This window comes from Pseudomonas fluorescens, assembly GCF_002837185.1.
In the GTDB taxonomy this organism is placed as follows: Bacteria; Pseudomonadota; Gammaproteobacteria; order Pseudomonadales; family Pseudomonadaceae; genus Aquipseudomonas; species Aquipseudomonas fluorescens_AM.
On sequence record NZ_KZ477987.1, the window covers coordinates 17,554 to 33,176 of the forward strand.

Annotated in this window: 16 protein-coding genes; 13 read left to right on the forward strand and 3 right to left on the reverse strand. The window is 62.4% G+C overall.

All coding sequences use genetic code 11. The features are described 5' to 3' along the window. Nucleotides 1-12: 12 nt before the first annotated feature. Entirely contained in the window at nucleotides 13-792 is a 780-nt protein-coding gene (locus tag CIB54_RS03780) for an exodeoxyribonuclease III (protein ID WP_003195493.1), read from the forward strand. 59 nt (nucleotides 793-851) lie between these two features. Here CIB54_RS03780 and CIB54_RS03785 read toward each other — a convergent pair whose 3' ends face one another. Both CIB54_RS03785 and rph read right to left on the reverse strand, forming a co-directional pair. After that, on the reverse strand, nucleotides 852-1,220 hold the full coding sequence (locus tag CIB54_RS03785; protein ID WP_065953240.1) for a DUF4870 domain-containing protein: 369 nt from the start codon (nucleotides 1,218-1,220) through the stop codon (nucleotides 852-854). Nucleotides 1,221-1,242: 22 nt separating this feature from the next. Then, nucleotides 1,243-1,965 (reverse strand): ribonuclease PH, encoded by a 723-nt coding sequence (gene rph, locus CIB54_RS03790; protein WP_016975928.1) that lies wholly within the window; start codon nucleotides 1,963-1,965, stop codon nucleotides 1,243-1,245. A gap of 216 nt (nucleotides 1,966-2,181) precedes the next feature. On the opposite strand from rph, the gene CIB54_RS03795 reads away from it, so the two are divergent. The 6 genes from CIB54_RS03795 to CIB54_RS03820 all read left to right on the forward strand — a co-directional run bounded on the left by CIB54_RS03795 (nucleotide 2,182) and on the right by CIB54_RS03820 (nucleotide 7,478). Then, complete coding sequence (locus tag CIB54_RS03795; RefSeq protein ID WP_065953242.1) at nucleotides 2,182-3,045, forward strand: YicC/YloC family endoribonuclease; 864 nt, start codon at nucleotides 2,182-2,184, stop codon at nucleotides 3,043-3,045. Between the two features lie 10 nt (nucleotides 3,046-3,055). After that, on the forward strand, nucleotides 3,056-3,676 hold the full coding sequence (gene gmk, locus CIB54_RS03800) for a guanylate kinase (protein WP_057006353.1): 621 nt from the start codon (nucleotides 3,056-3,058) through the stop codon (nucleotides 3,674-3,676). Nucleotides 3,677-3,843: 167 nt separating this feature from the next. After that, nucleotides 3,844-4,107 (forward strand): DNA-directed RNA polymerase subunit omega, encoded by a 264-nt coding sequence (gene rpoZ / locus CIB54_RS03805; RefSeq protein WP_003176920.1) that lies wholly within the window; start codon nucleotides 3,844-3,846, stop codon nucleotides 4,105-4,107. A gap of 60 nt (nucleotides 4,108-4,167) precedes the next feature. Next, a complete protein-coding gene (gene spoT / locus CIB54_RS03810) occupies nucleotides 4,168-6,273 on the forward strand; it encodes a bifunctional GTP diphosphokinase/guanosine-3',5'-bis pyrophosphate 3'-pyrophosphohydrolase (RefSeq protein ID WP_065953243.1) in 2,106 nt (701 codons plus the stop codon). 24 nt (nucleotides 6,274-6,297) lie between these two features. Next, a complete protein-coding gene (locus CIB54_RS03815) occupies nucleotides 6,298-6,678 on the forward strand; it encodes a RidA family protein (protein WP_003176922.1) in 381 nt (126 codons plus the stop codon). Nucleotides 6,679-6,734: 56 nt separating this feature from the next. Further along, nucleotides 6,735-7,478, forward strand: coding sequence for a hypothetical protein (locus CIB54_RS03820; RefSeq protein WP_065953244.1), 744 nt, complete (start codon nucleotides 6,735-6,737; stop codon nucleotides 7,476-7,478). Between the two features lie 63 nt (nucleotides 7,479-7,541). Here the strand turns inward: CIB54_RS03820 and CIB54_RS03825 are convergent, their stop codons facing one another. Then, nucleotides 7,542-8,393, reverse strand: coding sequence for an SDR family oxidoreductase (locus CIB54_RS03825; RefSeq protein WP_101218672.1), 852 nt, complete (start codon nucleotides 8,391-8,393; stop codon nucleotides 7,542-7,544). Nucleotides 8,394-8,582: 189 nt separating this feature from the next. Between CIB54_RS03825 and exbB the strand changes: the two genes are divergently transcribed. The 6 genes from exbB to CIB54_RS03855 all read left to right on the forward strand — a co-directional run bounded on the left by exbB (nucleotide 8,583) and on the right by CIB54_RS03855 (nucleotide 15,504). Then, nucleotides 8,583-9,557 carry a tonB-system energizer ExbB gene (gene exbB / locus CIB54_RS03830; protein ID WP_101218674.1) on the forward strand — a complete coding sequence of 325 codons (975 nt, stop codon included), beginning with the start codon at nucleotides 8,583-8,585 and terminating at the stop codon, nucleotides 9,555-9,557. 6 nt (nucleotides 9,558-9,563) lie between these two features. Then, on the forward strand, nucleotides 9,564-9,989 hold the full coding sequence (exbD, locus tag CIB54_RS03835; RefSeq protein ID WP_003195519.1) for a TonB system transport protein ExbD: 426 nt from the start codon (nucleotides 9,564-9,566) through the stop codon (nucleotides 9,987-9,989). Then, a complete protein-coding gene (locus tag CIB54_RS03840; RefSeq protein ID WP_057723307.1) occupies nucleotides 9,986-10,732 on the forward strand; it encodes an energy transducer TonB family protein in 747 nt (248 codons plus the stop codon). Before exbD ends, CIB54_RS03840 begins: the two co-directional genes overlap by 4 nt. Nucleotides 10,733-10,891: 159 nt before the next feature. Further along, on the forward strand, nucleotides 10,892-11,812 hold the full coding sequence (locus CIB54_RS03845) for a hydrogen peroxide-inducible genes activator (protein WP_057723306.1): 921 nt from the start codon (nucleotides 10,892-10,894) through the stop codon (nucleotides 11,810-11,812). An 8-nt stretch (nucleotides 11,813-11,820) separates the two neighbouring features. Beyond that, complete coding sequence (gene recG, locus CIB54_RS03850; RefSeq protein ID WP_065953247.1) at nucleotides 11,821-13,896, forward strand: ATP-dependent DNA helicase RecG; 2,076 nt, start codon at nucleotides 11,821-11,823, stop codon at nucleotides 13,894-13,896. 207 nt (nucleotides 13,897-14,103) lie between these two features. Then, nucleotides 14,104-15,504, forward strand: a complete 1,401-nt coding sequence (locus tag CIB54_RS03855) for an aminoacyl-tRNA deacylase and HDOD domain-containing protein (RefSeq protein ID WP_101218677.1) — start codon at nucleotides 14,104-14,106, stop codon at nucleotides 15,502-15,504. Nucleotides 15,505-15,623 lie beyond the last annotated feature (119 nt).

Genomic DNA, 15,623 nt, shown 5'->3' on the forward strand with positions numbered 1-15,623 from the left:
TTGGGGCCATTTATGCGGATCATCAGTGTGAACGTTAATGGTATTCAGGCTGCAGTCGAGCGTGGTTTGCTCAGTTGGCTGCAAGCACAGAATGCCGACGTCATCTGCCTGCAGGACACCCGTGCCTCCGCCTTTGAACTGGACGACCCAGCCTTCCAACTGGATGGCTACTTCCTTTATGCCTGCGATGCCGAAGTGCCCACCCAAGGTGGTGTGGCTTTGTACTCGCGGTTGCAACCCAAGGCGGTCATCAGCGGCCTCGGCTTCGAGACAGCCGACCGCTACGGGCGTTACCTGCAAGCCGATTTCGACAAGGTCAGCATCGCGACCTTGCTGCTTCCTTCGGGGCAGAACGGCGATGAAGACTTGAACCAGAAATTCAAGCTAATGGACGATTTCGCCCGTTATCTGGATAAACAGCGACGCAAACGTCGCGAGTACATTTATTGTGGCTCGCTGTACGTGGCGCAACAGAAGCTGGATATCAAGAACTGGCGCGACAGCCAGCAATCCCCGGGTTTCCTGGCGCCGGAACGGGCCTGGATGGACGAAATTGTCGGCAACATGGGTTATGTCGACGCGCTGCGCGAAGTCAGCCGTGAAGGCGACCAGTACAGCTGGTGGCCGGATAACGAACAGGCCGAAATGCTCAACCTGGGCTGGCGTTTCGACTACCAGCTGCTGACCCCGGGCCTGCGCCGGTTCGTACGCAGTGCACGCCTGCCGCGCCAGCCGCGCTTCTCGCAGCACGCGCCGCTGATCGTGGACTACGACTGGACATTGACCATCTGAGGTCATTCTCCAGACACAAAAAAACCGACAGCGATGTCGGTTTTTTTGTGGGCAACTGTTTACTTGACCAGGCGCCAGGTCCACGGATAACGGTAGGCAATGCCCTTATTCGCCTTGATACCGGCAATGATCGTCAGTATCAGCGCTCCAATCACCAGCACGGTCATCAACAAAAAGCCGATGACCACGAAGCCCAGCAACAGGCACACCAGCCAGGCGATCGCCACCGTGATCTGGAAGTTCAGGGCTTCCTTGCCCTGATCATCGATGAACGGGTCCACGTCCTTCTTGAACTGCCACAGGATCAACGGCCCCAACAAACTGCCGAAGGGGAACACCAACCCTGCAAACGCCGCGAAATGACACAACATCGCCAACTGGCGTACTTCCCCGGACGGTGTCGGAACCGGCAACTGGCTGTCATTCATGGCGCTTCTCCTGAGGACCGGCTTAGTCAGCCAGTGCGGCGTTTTGCAGTTCGAAAATTTCGGTCATGCCTTTCTGGGCCAGGGCCAGCATGGCGTTCAGCTCGGCCGGCTGGAATGGCGCGCCTTCGGCGGTGCCCTGCACTTCGATGAAGCCACCGGTGCTGGTCATGACAACGTTCAGGTCGGTCTCGGCGGCCGAGTCTTCCAGGTAGTCCAGGTCCAGCACAGGCTCGCCCTGGTACATGCCGACCGAGACGGCGGCGATCATTTGCTTGAGCGGGTCACCGCCTTTGAGGCCACCGCGCTTCTTGATCACTTTCAGTGCGTCGACCAGAGCCACCATGGCGCCGGTGATCGACGCGGTACGGGTGCCGCCATCGGCCTGGATCACATCACAGTCGACGTACAGGGTCACGTCGCCCAGCTTGGACATGTCCAGGGCAGCGCGCAGGGAACGACCGATCAGGCGCTGGATTTCCAGGGTACGCCCGCCTTGCTTGCCACGACTGGCTTCACGCTGGTTACGCTCGCCGGTGGCGCGCGGCAGCATGCCGTACTCGGCGGTCAACCAACCCTGGCCCTGGCCCTTGAGGAAGCGCGGCACGCCGTTCTCGACGCTGACGGTGCAGATCACCTTGGTATCACCAAACTCGACCAGTACGGACCCCTCGGCGTGTTTGGTGTAGTTGCGGGTGATGCGGATCGAGCGGAGCTGATCGGCAGCGCGACCACTTGGACGTTTCATAGGGAATTCCTGTACTGAGGACGAAAAACTGCCGAGCATTATAGAGCCGCCAGCGGATTCGGGGCACTTCTAAAAATCCGGTTACGAATACGCGGTCCATCGCCCATTGTCTGGGCGCACCCGCCTCACTGCGCTACACTCCTGCGCCTTTGCAGCCTGTCGGCTCCCATTTCATCATCAGCCCGTATCTGCGGGACTGCATTGCGAGGTACCTCCATGGTGCACAGCATGACCGCCTTCGCCCGTGTCGAAAAAGCCGGCGCCCAAGGCACCCTCAGCTGGGAATTGCGCTCGGTCAACAGCCGTTACCTGGAGCCACATCTACGCCTGCCCGAGTCTTTCCGCGACCTCGAAGGCGCCGTACGTGAAGCGCTGCGCCAGGGCATTTCCCGCGGCAAGCTCGAATGCACCCTGCGCTTTACTGAAGAAACCACCGGCAAACCGCTGCAGGTTGACCGCGACCGCGCCGCGCAACTGGTCGCCGCCGCCGAAACCATTGCCGGCCTGATCAAGCAGCCCGCCGCACTGAACCCCCTGGAAGTCCTGGCCTGGCCCGGCGTGCTGGTGGCCGATGCCGCCGACCCGCAAGCCTTGAACGCCCAAGCGCTGGCACTCTTCACCCAGGGCCTGGACGAACTCAAGGCCGGCCGTGAACGCGAAGGCGCCGAACTGGCCCGCCTGATCAACGAGCGCCTGACGTCGATCGAAGCAGACGTCGTCACCCTGCGCGAACTCGTACCGCAGATGCTCGCCACCCAGCGCCAGAAGGTCCTGGACCGCTTCGCCGACATGAAGGCCGACCTCGACCCCGTGCGCCTGGAGCAGGAGATGGTGCTGCTGGCCCAGAAGAGCGACGTCGCCGAAGAGCTCGATCGCTTGAGCACCCACATCCTCGAAGTGCGCCGCGTGCTCAAGTCCGGCGGCGCCGCCGGTCGGCGCCTGGACTTCCTGATGCAGGAACTCAACCGCGAAGCCAATACACTGGGCTCCAAGGCGTTCGACCCGCGCAGCACCACGGCGGCGGTCAACCTCAAGGTGTTGATCGAGCAGATGCGCGAACAAGTACAGAATATTGAGTAAGGCAACCTCCATGACCCACAGCACCGGCACCCTTTACATCATTTCCGCCCCCTCGGGCGCGGGCAAGAGCAGCCTGGTCAAGGCCCTGACCGACGCTGACGAGCAGATCCGCATCTCGGTCTCCCACACCACCCGCGCCATGCGCCCGGGTGAGGTGAACGGCGTGCACTATCACTTCGTCGAGCGTACCGAGTTCGTCAGGATGATCGAACACGGTGACTTCCTGGAGCGCGCCGAAGTGTTCGGCAACCTCTACGGCACCTCGCAAAGCCACCTGCAACAGACGCTGGATGAAGGCCATGACCTGATTCTGGAAATCGACTGGCAGGGCGCCGAACAGGTACGCCAGCTGATGCCCAAGGCGCGCTCGATCTTCATCCTGCCGCCCTCGCTTGAAGCCTTGCACCAGCGCCTGACCAACCGCGGCCAGGACAGTGACGAGATCATCGAAGGTCGCATGCGTGAAGCCGTCAGCGAAATGAGCCACTACGTCGACTACGACTACCTGATCATCAATGACGATTTTGCCCACGCGCTGGACGATTTGAAGGCGATTTTCCGCGCCAATCAACTGCAGCAAAAGCGTCAACAGCAGCGTTTCGGCAAGTTACTCGCCGAACTGCTCGGCTGATTGGCCCTTCCCAAAATGGCTGCAAGGGCTTTACATTGGCACTTGTAGCGGTTTTGCGAGGGCCTGAGAAAAATCAGCGCTTCCCTAAACGCTGGTGATTTTTTAAACTGCTCAGTCCGCTCGCCCAACCGGGCAGCGCGCATCTTGCATTCGCTCCGAGGAATACCATGGCCCGCGTAACCGTTGAAGACTGCCTAGAACACGTGGATAACCGCTTTGAGCTGGTCATGCTCTCTACCAAGCGTGCCCGTCAACTGGCCACTGGCGGCAAAGAGCCCCTGGTCCAGTGGGAAAACGACAAGCCTACCGTTGTGGCCCTGCGTGAAATCGCTGAAGGCCTGATGAGCTACGAGTTCATCGCCAACGCTGAAATCGTTGAAGACGAACCGCTGTTTGCAGCGTTCGAGGACGAGTCCAACGAGGCCGTCTAAGCCTATGCCTGGTCGACGTAGCACGGCGCGGGGTCACAGCCTTCGGCAGGAGTTCACACTTTGCCGAGCATAGACGCCCTCGCCGATCGCTTATCGGCCTACCTCGGTCCCGACCAGGTCAACCTGGTCCGCCGAGCGTATTTCTACGCCGAACAAGCCCACGACGGCCAACGCCGTCGTAGCGGCGAGGCGTATGTCACCCATCCTCTTGCGGTGGCAAACATTCTTGCCGACATGCACATGGACCATCAGAGCCTGATGGCCGCGATGCTGCATGACGTGATCGAAGACACCGGCATCGCCAAGGAAGCGCTCAGCGCGCAATTTGGCGAAACCGTGGCCGAACTGGTCGATGGGGTCAGCAAACTGACCCAGATGAACTTCGAGACCAAGGCCGAAGCCCAGGCGGAAAACTTCCAGAAGATGGCCATGGCCATGGCCCGCGATATCCGCGTGATCCTGGTCAAGCTGGCCGACCGGCTGCACAACATGCGCACGCTGGAAGTGCTCTCCGGCGAAAAACGCCGGCGCATCGCCAAGGAAACCCTGGAAATCTACGCGCCCATCGCCAACCGCCTGGGCATGCATGCCATTCGTATCGAGTTCGAAGACCTAGGCTTCAAGGCCATGCACCCGATGCGCTCGGCGCGCATCTTCCAGGCGGTCAAGCGCGCCCGGGGCAACCGCAAGGAAATCGTCAACAAGATCGAAGAGTCCCTGAGCCATTGCCTGGCGATCGACGAGATCGAAGGCGAAGTCAGCGGACGGCAGAAACACATCTACGGCATCTACAAGAAGATGCGCGGCAAGCGCCGGGCCTTCAACGAGATCATGGACGTCTATGCGTTCCGGATCATCGTCGACAAGGTCGACACCTGCTACCGCGTGCTGGGCGCTGTACATAATTTGTACAAACCCCTGCCGGGCCGCTTCAAGGATTACATCGCGATTCCCAAGGCCAACGGCTACCAGTCGCTGCATACCACGCTGTTCGGCATGCACGGCGTACCGATCGAGATCCAGATCCGCACCCGCGAAATGGAAGAGATGGCCAACAACGGCATCGCCGCCCACTGGCTGTACAAGTCCAGCGGCGATGAGCAGCCCAAGGGCACCCACGCCCGCGCCCGTCAGTGGGTCAAGGGCGTGCTGGAAATGCAGCAACGCGCCGGCAACTCCCTGGAGTTCATCGAAAGCGTGAAGATCGACCTGTTCCCGGACGAGGTCTACGTGTTCACGCCCAAGGGCCGGATCATGGAGCTGCCCAAGGGCTCCACGGCAGTCGACTTCGCCTACGCCGTGCACACTGACGTGGGTAACAGCTGCATCGCCTGCCGCATCAACCGGCGCCTGGCCCCGCTGTCGGAACCGCTGCAAAGCGGCTCCACGGTGGAGATCGTCAGTGCACCGGGCGCGCGGCCGAATCCGGCCTGGCTCAACTTCGTGGTTACCGGCAAGGCGCGCACGCATATCCGCCACGCCTTGAAACTGCAGCGCCGTTCCGAGTCCATCAGCCTGGGCGAACGCCTGCTGAACAAGGTGCTCAACGGTTTTGACAGTGCCCTAGACAAGATCCCGCAGGAGCGCGTGCAAGCGATGCTCCACGAGTACCGCCAGGAAACCATCGAAGACCTGCTCGAAGATATCGGCCTGGGCAACCGCATGGCCTACGTGGTCGCGCGCCGCCTGCTCGGCGAAGGCGAACAGTTGCCAAGCCCGGAAGGCCCACTGGCGATTCGCGGCACCGAGGGCCTGGTGCTCAGCTATGCCAAATGCTGCACGCCGATCCCGGGCGACCCGATTGTCGGCCACCTGTCGGCGGGCAAAGGCATGGTGGTGCACCTGGACAACTGCCGCAACATCACCGAAATCCGTCACAACCCGGAAAAATGCATCCAGCTTTCGTGGGCCAAGGATGTCACCGGCGAATTCAATGTCGAGCTGCGCGTGGAGCTGGAGCACCAGCGTGGCTTGATCGCCCTGCTGGCCAGCAGCGTCAACGCGGCCGACGGCAATATCGAGAAAATCAGCATGGACGAACGCGATGGGCGCATCAGCGTGGTCCAGCTGGTGGTCAGCGTGCACGACCGCGTGCACCTGGCTCGCGTGATCAAGAAGCTGCGCGCCTTGACCGGTGTGATCCGCATCACCCGCATGCGTGCATAACCGATCCATTACAAGGAGTCACTCATGACCAAGACAGTAATCACCAGCGACAAAGCCCCGGCCGCCATCGGTACTTATTCCCAGGCGATCAAGGCGGGCAACACCGTCTACATGTCCGGCCAGATCCCGCTGGACCCAAAGACCATGGAACTGGTGGAAGGCTTCGAAGCACAGACCGTACAGGTCTTCGAAAACCTCAAGTCCGTGGCTGAAGCGGCTGGCGGCTCCTTCAAGGACATCGTCAAGCTGAACATCTTCCTGACCGACCTGAGCCACTTCGCCAAGGTCAACGAGATCATGGGCAAGTACTTCGAACAGCCGTACCCAGCCCGCGCCGCCATCGGCGTTGCTGCCCTGCCGAAGGGCGCGCAGGTTGAAATGGACGCGATTCTGGTCATCGAGTAAAAACACCCGGCGCAGCTTCAATCGCTGCGCCGACTTCGTTTCAGAAGGATTTAGTCATGCGCAAAGCGCTTGTAGCCTCGTCGTTGCTCGCCCTGCTGCTCGGCGGCTGTGCCAGCAACCCTGCCAATCTGGATGTCAGCGGGACCTGGATCAACCAGGCCGCCATCGATGCGGCAGCCAAGGGCGGCCCTTTGCGCGAAGCCTTGCAGACCTTTGGCCCGAACCTGGAATGGGAGGTCAACACCAAGGCCTTGCAGGCACGCTACTACAACGGTTTTGAAGTAGCGGAAGGCAAGTTGCAGACGGACAAGCCAGGCGCCTGGAGCGTGGACTTCTACGGCAGCGCTGCCACCGAGCTCAAGCGCAGGGGCAAAAAGCTGCTGCAAGTGGCCAACGACAATGAGCCTGAGCAACTGTTCATGCGCCCCAAGGATCCGGCTCCGGAGGGCGCGCCACTGGGCGCCAACTTCGAGCGGGCGCTCTATGCGGCGTACATGGGCGGGGACTGGAAGATCACCGACGGGGTCGGCAATGGCGCCACCGTACAGTTCCAGGCTGACGGCAAGATTGTCGGCCTGCCTGGGGTGGACCGCTACTCCCTGTGCCTAGCGGGCGATTGCGCCTCGATGAGCGGCGGTTATGACAGCATCTGGCTGCAATTGAATGGCGTGGGCAATCCGTGGATCTTTGCGCGCAAGGGCAAGCAACTGGAGATTTTCCAGGCGATCAACACGGCGCAAGCGGATGAAGTGCCTCAGTTCACCCAAGGCCCTCGCCAATGGCTGCTTGAAAAGCAATAACCGACCGGGCAAGCAGCTAAATGTGGGAGGGGGCTTGCCCCCTCCCACATTCCAGACGGTGTTTCAACCCTTGAGGATGGCTGCATAGCCTTCCCGGTAAGTCGGATAGGTCGGTGCCCACCCCAGCGCCTTGGCCCGCGCATTACTGCATTGCTTGCTGCCGGCACGCCGCACACTGGCGTCCTCGGACCACTCTGTCACCCCCAGATACTCACGCAACCAACCCACCACTTCGGCCAATGGTGCGGGCGCGTCGTCGACACCGATATAGACCTTGTCCAGCGAACCGCCCTGCTCCACATGACGCAGCAAAAACGCCAGCAAGCCCGCCGCGTCATCCGCGTGAATCCGGTTGCCATATAAAGGCGGGTCAATCGCCACGCGGTAGCCCTGGCGAACCTGGGTCAACAGCCACTCACGGCCCGGGCCGTAAATGCCGGTCAATCGCACCACGCTCGCCGGGATGCCGCTGTTGAGCGCAACCTGCTCGGCCTCGAGCATGACCTGGCCGGAATAACCTTTGGCCTGGGTTTCAGAGGTTTCGTCGACCCACTCGCCATTCTGCTGTCCATACACACTGCTGCTGGACACGAACAGCAGGTGCCTGGGCGCCTGACCGTAATCCTGCAGCCACTCCAGCACATGCTTCAAACCCTGCACATACGCCGCGCGATAGCCGGCCTCGTCGTGGTCGGTGGCTGCGGCGCAGTACACCAGGTAATCCACCCCGCCGATCGGCCAGGTCTCAGGGCAGTCTTTAATGAACAGGTCGCCGGCGATGCCGATCACGCCCTCGGGAAGACGTGAAATATCGCGGCGCAGGCCATGCACCTCCCATCCTCCGGCCAGCAATTGGCTAGCCAGCCGACTACCCACATCGCCGCAACCGGCAATCACAACAGAAGGCGCAGACATCATAAAACTCCATTCTCAAAGGCGCAGATTAGCCGCGCGAGAGGATCAACGGCCAGTAAAAAGCGAAATAAAGTAACAGTGCCACTTTAGTTAACAAGAATTACTTGCAATAATAACCACCCATTTGTCCTCGACCCGCAGGGGTCTGGCAGGACGATCACCCATTATTTTCTCTCAGGTCCGGCCAGCATGACACGTAATACAAACCCCGCTTCGCCAACCAAGCCTCACAGCCCATCCCGCGCCTGGCGTGCGATTGCTGCGATGCTGTTCAGCGTACTGCTGGCGCCGACCGCCGCTTTCGCTGATGCCACCGCACCTGCCGCTCCAGCCGCTGCCGAGCAGAATGCCGCCACCCCGGCTGCCCCAGCCGCCGCGCCAACCGCCACCGACCCGGCCCCGGCTGCAGCGCCTGCCGACGAAACCGGCGTTGTGCTGGAAGAAGACAACACACTGGGCATGGCACACGACCTGTCTCCGTGGGGCATGTACCAGAACGCCGACGTGGTGGTAAAAGCCGTGATGATCGGCCTGGCCATCGCCTCCATCATTACCTGGACCATCTGGATCGCCAAAGGCTTCGAGCTGCTGGGCGCCAAGCGTCGCCTGCGTACTGAAATCGTCCACCTGAAAAAAGCCACCACCCTCAAGGAAGCGAGTGAAACCGCGACCAAGAAGGGCACCCTGGCCAATACCCTGGTGCACGACGCGCTGGAAGAAATGCGCCTGTCGGCCAACACCCGCGAAAAAGAAGGCATCAAGGAGCGTGTCAGCTTCCGCCTGGAGCGTCTGGTGGCGGCCTGCGGCCGTAACATGAGCAGCGGCACCGGCGTGCTGGCCACCATCGGTTCCACTGCGCCCTTCGTCGGCCTGTTCGGTACCGTGTGGGGCATCATGAACAGCTTTATCGGCATCGCCAAAACCCAGACCACCAACCTCGCCGTGGTCGCCCCCGGCATCGCCGAAGCCCTGCTGGCTACCGCCCTGGGCCTGGTTGCCGCGATTCCTGCGGTGGTGATCTACAACGTCTTCGCCCGTTCGATTGCCGGCTACAAGGCCCAGGTGTCGGATGCGTCGGCAGAAGTCCTGCTGCTGGTCAGCCGCGACCTCGATCACCTGCCTCCCGAGCGCAGCTCGCAACCGCACATGGTGAAAGTGGGGTAATCGGCCATGGGCCTGCATTTGAATCAAGGCGACGACGAACTCGTCGAGAACCACGAAATCAACGTCACGCCGTTTATCGACGTGATGCTGGTGCTGCTGATCATCTTCATGGTGGCCGCACCGTTGGCCACCGTGGATATCAAGGTCGACCTTCCCGCCTCCAGCGCCAAGCCGGCGCCGCGGCCGGAGAAGCCGATTTTCCTCAGCGTGAAGGCGGATCAACGCCTGTTCCTGGGTGAAGAAGAAGTCAAGGCCGAAACCCTGGGGCCGGTGCTCGACGCCAAGACCCAGGGCAAGAAAGACACGACGATCTTCTTCCAGGCCGACAAGGGCGTGGACTACGGCGACCTGATGAGCGTGATGGATGCCCTGCGGGCAGCCGGCTACCTCAAGGTAGGCCTGGTCGGACTTGAGACGGCAGCCAAGAAATGATCACGACGCGCCACAAACTGACGCGTTATGGCACCAGCCTCGCAGTCGTGCTGGGCGTGCATGCCGTTGCGATCATCATCGCGCTCCAATGGTCCGCGCCGCAGGCGATTCAGCTGCCGCCGGCCGCGATGGTCATCGACCTCGCGCCCCTGCCGGCGCCACCGCCGCCTCCGGCACCGCCCAAGGTCGTTGCGCCACCGCCACCACCGGTCGAAGAGCTGCCTCTGCCGAAGTTGGCCGAAGCGCCCAAGCCAACGATCCAGGTGCCCAAGCCGGTCAAACCCAAGCCCAAGCCCCAGCCGCCCAAGCCGGTGGAGAAGAAGCCCGAGCCGCCCAAGGAAAAACCTTCCGAAGAGCCACCGAGCGACACGCCGCCGAGCAACGCGCCTGCGCAAAAATCCGCGCAGCCCGCCCCCGGCCCATCGGCACAGCAGCTTGCCGCCCAGGCATCCTGGCAAAGTACCCTGCTGGCACACCTGCAGAAGTACAAGAAGTACCCGCCAGGCGCGCAGCAGCGTGGCAAGGAAGGCATGAACCGCCTGCGCTTCGTGGTGGATGGCGAAGGCAATGTGCTGTCCTATGAGTTGGAGGGCCGCTCCGGCAACGCCGACCTGGACCGCGCGACGCTGGACATGATCCGCAAGGCTCAACCCTTGCCCAAGCCGCCAGCCGACCTGCTGAAAAACGGCAGTGTGGAACTCGTCGCACCGTTCGTTTACAACATCGACAAGCGCCGCCGCTAGCCGGGCACTGTGGGAGGGGGCGTGCTCCCTCCCACAGTCGGCTTCAGCGAATCAGCAAAATTACCGACAGCCCCCGCTCAATCCCCAGCAAAGTTCTGATAACGTGCGCCTATCGATTGCAGCCGGTATGCTTGGCCCGCAACTTCATGGACGCCCGCTATGACTCTTACAGAATTACGCTACATCGTGACCCTCGCCCAGGAACAGCATTTCGGCCACGCGGCCGAGCGCTGCCACGTCAGCCAGCCGACGCTGTCGGTGGGCGTGAAGAAGCTTGAAGACGAACTCGGTGTACTGATTTTCGAGCGCAGCAAGAGCGCCGTGCGCCTCACCCCCGTGGGCGAAGGCATCGTTGCCCAGGCCCAGAAGGTGCTGGAACAGGCGCAAAGCATTCGCGAACTGGCCCAGGCCGGCAAGAACCAGCTGACCGCACCGCTCAAGGTCGGCGCCATCTACACCGTCGGCCCCTACCTGTTCCCGCACCTGATCCCGCAACTGCACCGCGTCGCGCCGCAGATGCCGCTGTATATCGAAGAAAACTTCACCCACGTACTGCGCGACAAACTGCGCAACGGCGAGCTGGACGCGATCATCATCGCCCTGCCGTTCAATGAGGCGGATGTGCTGACGCTGCCGCTCTACGATGAGCCGTTCTATGTGCTGATGCCGGCCTCCCACCCGTGGACCAAAAAGGACAGCATCGACGCCGGCCTGCTCAACGACAAGAGCCTGCTGCTGCTCGGTGAAGGCCACTGCTTCCGCGACCAGGTCCTGGAAGCCTGCCCCACCCTGACCAAGGGCAACGACGGCGCCAAGCACACCACGGTGGAATCCAGCTCCCTGGAGACCATTCGCCACATGGTCGCTTCCGGCCTGGGTATTTCGATTCTGCCGTTGTCGGCGGTAGACAGCCATCACTACGCCCCCGGCGTGATCGAAGTGCGCCCACTCACGCCACCGGTGCCCTTCCGCACCGTGGCCATCGCCTGGCGCGCCAGCTTCCCGCGCCCCAAAGCGATTGAGATCCTCGCCGACTCGATCCGCCTGTGCTCGGTGGCCAAACCGCCTGCTGCGAGCTAAGTAACGGTATGACAGAGCTGTCGCAGGTGCCGGTGACGGCACTCAAGGGTGTCGGTGAAGCCATGGCCGAGAAACTGGCCAAGGTCGGCCTGGAAAATCTTCAGGACGTGCTGTTCCACCTGCCGCTGCGCTACCAGGATCGCACCCGGGTCGTGCCCATTGGCCATTTGCGTCCCGGCCAGGACGCGGTGATCGAAGGCACTGTCAGTGGCGCCGACGTGGTGATGGGCAAGCGCCGCAGCCTGGTGGTGCGCCTGCAGGACGGTACCGGTGGCCTGAGCCTGCGCTTCTATCACTTCAGCAATGCGCAGAAAGACGGCCTCAAGCGCGGCACCCGCGTGCGCTGCTACGGCGAAGCGCGTCCAGGTGCGTCGGGCCTGGAGATCTATCACCCGGAGTACCGCGCCATTACCGGCGACGAACCGCCGCCGGTGGACACCACTCTCACGCCTATCTACCCGCTGACCGAAGGCCTCACCCAGCAGCGCCTGCGCCAGTTGTGCATGCAGACCCTGACGATGCTCGGCCCGCAAAGCCTGCCCGACTGGTTGCCGCTGGAGCTGGCGCGCGACTATCAACTGGCACCGCTGGCCGATGCGATTCGCTACCTGCACCACCCGCCGGCCGACGCCGATGTCGACGAGCTCGCCCTCGGCCATCACTGGGCGCAGCACCGCCTGGCCTTCGAAGAACTGCTGACCCATCAACTGTCCCAGCAGCGCTTGCGCGAAAGCATGCGCTCGCTGCGCGCTCCGGCGATGCCCAAGGCCACGCGCCTGCCCGCGCAATATCTGGCCAACCTGGGCTTTGCACCGACCGGCGCCCAGCAACGCGTCGGCAACGAAATTGCCTACGACCTCAGCCAGCAGGAACCGATGCTGCGCCTGATCCAGGGCGATGTGGGCGCAGGCAAGACCGTGGTCGCTGCCCTCGCCGCCTTGCAGGCCCTGGAAGCCGGGTACCAGGTCGCGCTGATGGCACCGACGGAAATCCTCGCTGAACAGCACTTCATCACCTTCAAACGCTGGCTCGAGCCGCTGGGGTTGGAAGTCGCGTGGCTGGCCGGCAAGCTCAAGGGCAAGAACCGTGCAGCCGCCCTCGAGCAAATCGCCGCTGGCGCGCCCATGGTGGTGGGTACCCATGCATTGTTCCAGGACGAAGTGCAGTTCAAGAACCTGGCGCTGGTGATCATCGACGAACAGCACCGCTTCGGCGTGCAACAGCGCCTGGCTCTGCGCCAGAAAGGCGTGGGCGGGCGCATGAACCCGCACCAGTTGATCATGACCGCCACGCCGATCCCACGCACCCTGGCCATGAGTGCCTACGCCGACCTCGACACCTCGATCCTCGACGAACTGCCACCCGGCCGCACGCCGGTCAACACCGTGCTGGTCACCGACACGCGGCGCGTCGAAGTGATCGAGCGGGTGCGCGGCGCCTGCGCCGAAGGCCGCCAGGCGTACTGGGTGTGTACGCTGATCGAAGAGTCCGAAGAGCTGACCTGCCAGGCCGCCGAAACCACCTATGAAGACCTCACCAGCGCCCTGGGCGAACTCAAGGTCGGGCTGATCCATGGCCGTATGAAACCGGCCGAAAAAGCCGCGGTGATGGCCGAGTTCAAGGCCGGCAACCTGCAATTGCTGGTGGCCACCACCGTGATCGAAGTCGGTGTGGACGTGCCCAACGCCAGCCTGATGATCATTGAAAACCCCGAGCGCCTGGGCCTGGCTCAACTGCACCAATTGCGCGGCCGCGTCGGTCGGGGCAGCGCCGCCAGCCATTGCGTGCTGCTGTATCACCCGCCGCTGTCGCAGATCGGCCGCCAACGGCTGGGCATCATGCGCGAAACCAACGACGGTTTTGTCATTGCCGAAAAAGACCTCGAATTGCGCGGTCCTGGCGAAATGCTCGGCACCCGCCAGACCGGCCTGCTGCAATTCAAGGTCGCCGACCTGATGCGCGATGCCGACCTGCTGCCCGCCGTGCGCGATGCGGCGCAAGCGCTGCTGGAGCGCTGGCCGGAACATGTCAGCCCGTTGCTCAACCGCTGGCTGCGGCACGGGCAGCAATACGGCCAGGTCTGACGCCCCTCCCCCCTGTAGGAGCGAGCTTGCTCGCGAAAACCGCCCTGACGACGCGGTCATCCAGAATGCCAGCGTTATCGTTAACGATTTTCGCGAGCAAGCTCGCTCCTACAGGGGCCGCGCACCCGATCACAAACCAAAGTTAGTCAACCAACAGGTGTAACAAGCTGGTTATACTTCGGTGACTGTAAGAAATTGGATCAGGCCATGTCAGAAGTTGCCCTCGCTACAGCCCCACTGACCGCCCCGCCGGTCATTCGGGCGCTGCTCGCAAAGCTCGCCATTCCCTACACGGAAGTCATCGAACAGCCTGGCCTGAACCCTGCGCGAAAGGTCCAGGCGGTACTGCTCGAAGACGCCGTCGGCGCGCTCATGGTGCTGTTCCCCCAGAGCCAGTTGCTCGACCTCAACCGCCTTACCGAACTCACCGGGCGTCGGCTCACCGCTGTGGCGCCGGAGCGCGTTGAGCGACTATTGGGCACACATGAACTGAACCTGCTGCCGGGCCTGCCGCCACTCACCAGTTCGCCTTGCCTGTATGAAGGCTGCCTGCTCAACGAGCCGAGCCTGTTGGTGCATTCGGGCGAAGCCGGGTTGCTGCTGCAAATCGCCAGCGAGCACTTCAAGACCATGCTGACCAAAGCCAGCGCCGCGCAGTTTGGCGAGCCGCTGAGCAAGATTCGCCCCAACCTCGACCGCCCCAATGATGACCGTGAGGAAATCACCCAGGCGATGCAGGCCTTCACCGCCCGCCGTATTCAGCAACGCCTGGAAGCGACCATCGAGATCCCGCCGCTGGCCGATACCGCGCAGAAGATCATCAAACTGCGCGTCGACCCCAACGCCACCATCGATGACATCACCGGCGTGGTGGAAACCGACCCGGCACTGGCCGCCCAGGTGGTGAGCTGGGCGGCGTCACCCTACTACGCTTCGCCGGGCAAGATCCGCTCGGTGGAAGACGCCATCGTGCGCGTACTGGGCTTCGATCTGGTGATCAACCTGGCGCTGGGCCTGGCCCTGGGTAAAACCCTGAGCCTGCCCAAGGACCGTCCGCACCCGTCCACGCCGTACTGGCACCAATCGATCTACACCGCCGCCGTGATTGAAGGCCTGACCCGCGCCATGCCCCGCGCCCAGCGCCCCGAAGCCGGCTTGACCTACCTCGCCGGCCTGCTGCATAACTTCGGCTACCTGCTGCTGGCCCACGTTTTCCCGCCGCACTTCTCGCTGATCTGCCGCCACCTGGAGGTCAACCCGCATGTGTGCCACAGCTATGTCGAGCAACACCTGCTCGGTATCAGCCGCGAGCAGATCGGTGCCTGGCTGATGCGCTACTGGGACATGCCGGACGAGCTGTCCACCGCTCTGCGCTTCCAACACGACCCCACCTATGACGGGCAGTACGCTGAATACCCGAATCTGGTGTGCCTGGCCGTGCGCCTGTTGCGCAGCCGAGGCATTGGTTCCGGACCGGATGAGGCGATTCCGGATGCGCTGCTTGAGCGTCTGGGCTTGAGCCGTGAGAAGGCTGAGGAAGTGGTCGGTAAAGTGCTGGATGCCGAGGTGCTGTTGCGGGAGCTGGCTTCACAGTTCAGCCAGGGATGAATGTGTAGCCTGTCAGGCCGCTATCGGGGGCAAGCCCCCTCCCACATTTGATCGAGTTCCAGCGTTGGAATGTGGCCGACTGTGGGAGGGAGCTTGCTCCCGCTGAATCCAGCTCGGTC

Excerpts from the sequence above, each read along its gene's own strand:
- CIB54_RS03780 (WP_003195493.1), top strand. The coding sequence starts at position 13 with ATGCGGATCATCAGTGTGAACGTTAATGGTATTCAGGCTGCAGTCGAG.
- CIB54_RS03785 (WP_065953240.1), bottom strand. The coding sequence starts at position 1,220 with ATGAATGACAGCCAGTTGCCGGTTCCGACACCGTCCGGGGAAGTACGC.
- rph (WP_016975928.1), bottom strand. The coding sequence starts at position 1,965 with ATGAAACGTCCAAGTGGTCGCGCTGCCGATCAGCTCCGCTCGATCCGC.
- CIB54_RS03795 (WP_065953242.1), top strand. The coding sequence starts at position 2,182 with ATGGTGCACAGCATGACCGCCTTCGCCCGTGTCGAAAAAGCCGGCGCC.
- gmk (WP_057006353.1), top strand. The coding sequence starts at position 3,056 with ATGACCCACAGCACCGGCACCCTTTACATCATTTCCGCCCCCTCGGGC.
- rpoZ (WP_003176920.1), top strand. The coding sequence starts at position 3,844 with ATGGCCCGCGTAACCGTTGAAGACTGCCTAGAACACGTGGATAACCGC.
- CIB54_RS03815 (WP_003176922.1), top strand. The coding sequence starts at position 6,298 with ATGACCAAGACAGTAATCACCAGCGACAAAGCCCCGGCCGCCATCGGT.
- CIB54_RS03820 (WP_065953244.1), top strand. The coding sequence starts at position 6,735 with ATGCGCAAAGCGCTTGTAGCCTCGTCGTTGCTCGCCCTGCTGCTCGGC.
- CIB54_RS03825 (WP_101218672.1), bottom strand. The coding sequence starts at position 8,393 with ATGTCTGCGCCTTCTGTTGTGATTGCCGGTTGCGGCGATGTGGGTAGT.
- exbB (WP_101218674.1), top strand. The coding sequence starts at position 8,583 with ATGACACGTAATACAAACCCCGCTTCGCCAACCAAGCCTCACAGCCCA.
- exbD (WP_003195519.1), top strand. The coding sequence starts at position 9,564 with ATGGGCCTGCATTTGAATCAAGGCGACGACGAACTCGTCGAGAACCAC.
- CIB54_RS03840 (WP_057723307.1), top strand. The coding sequence starts at position 9,986 with ATGATCACGACGCGCCACAAACTGACGCGTTATGGCACCAGCCTCGCA.
- CIB54_RS03845 (WP_057723306.1), top strand. The coding sequence starts at position 10,892 with ATGACTCTTACAGAATTACGCTACATCGTGACCCTCGCCCAGGAACAG.
- recG (WP_065953247.1), top strand. The coding sequence starts at position 11,821 with ATGACAGAGCTGTCGCAGGTGCCGGTGACGGCACTCAAGGGTGTCGGT.
- CIB54_RS03855 (WP_101218677.1), top strand. The coding sequence starts at position 14,104 with ATGTCAGAAGTTGCCCTCGCTACAGCCCCACTGACCGCCCCGCCGGTC.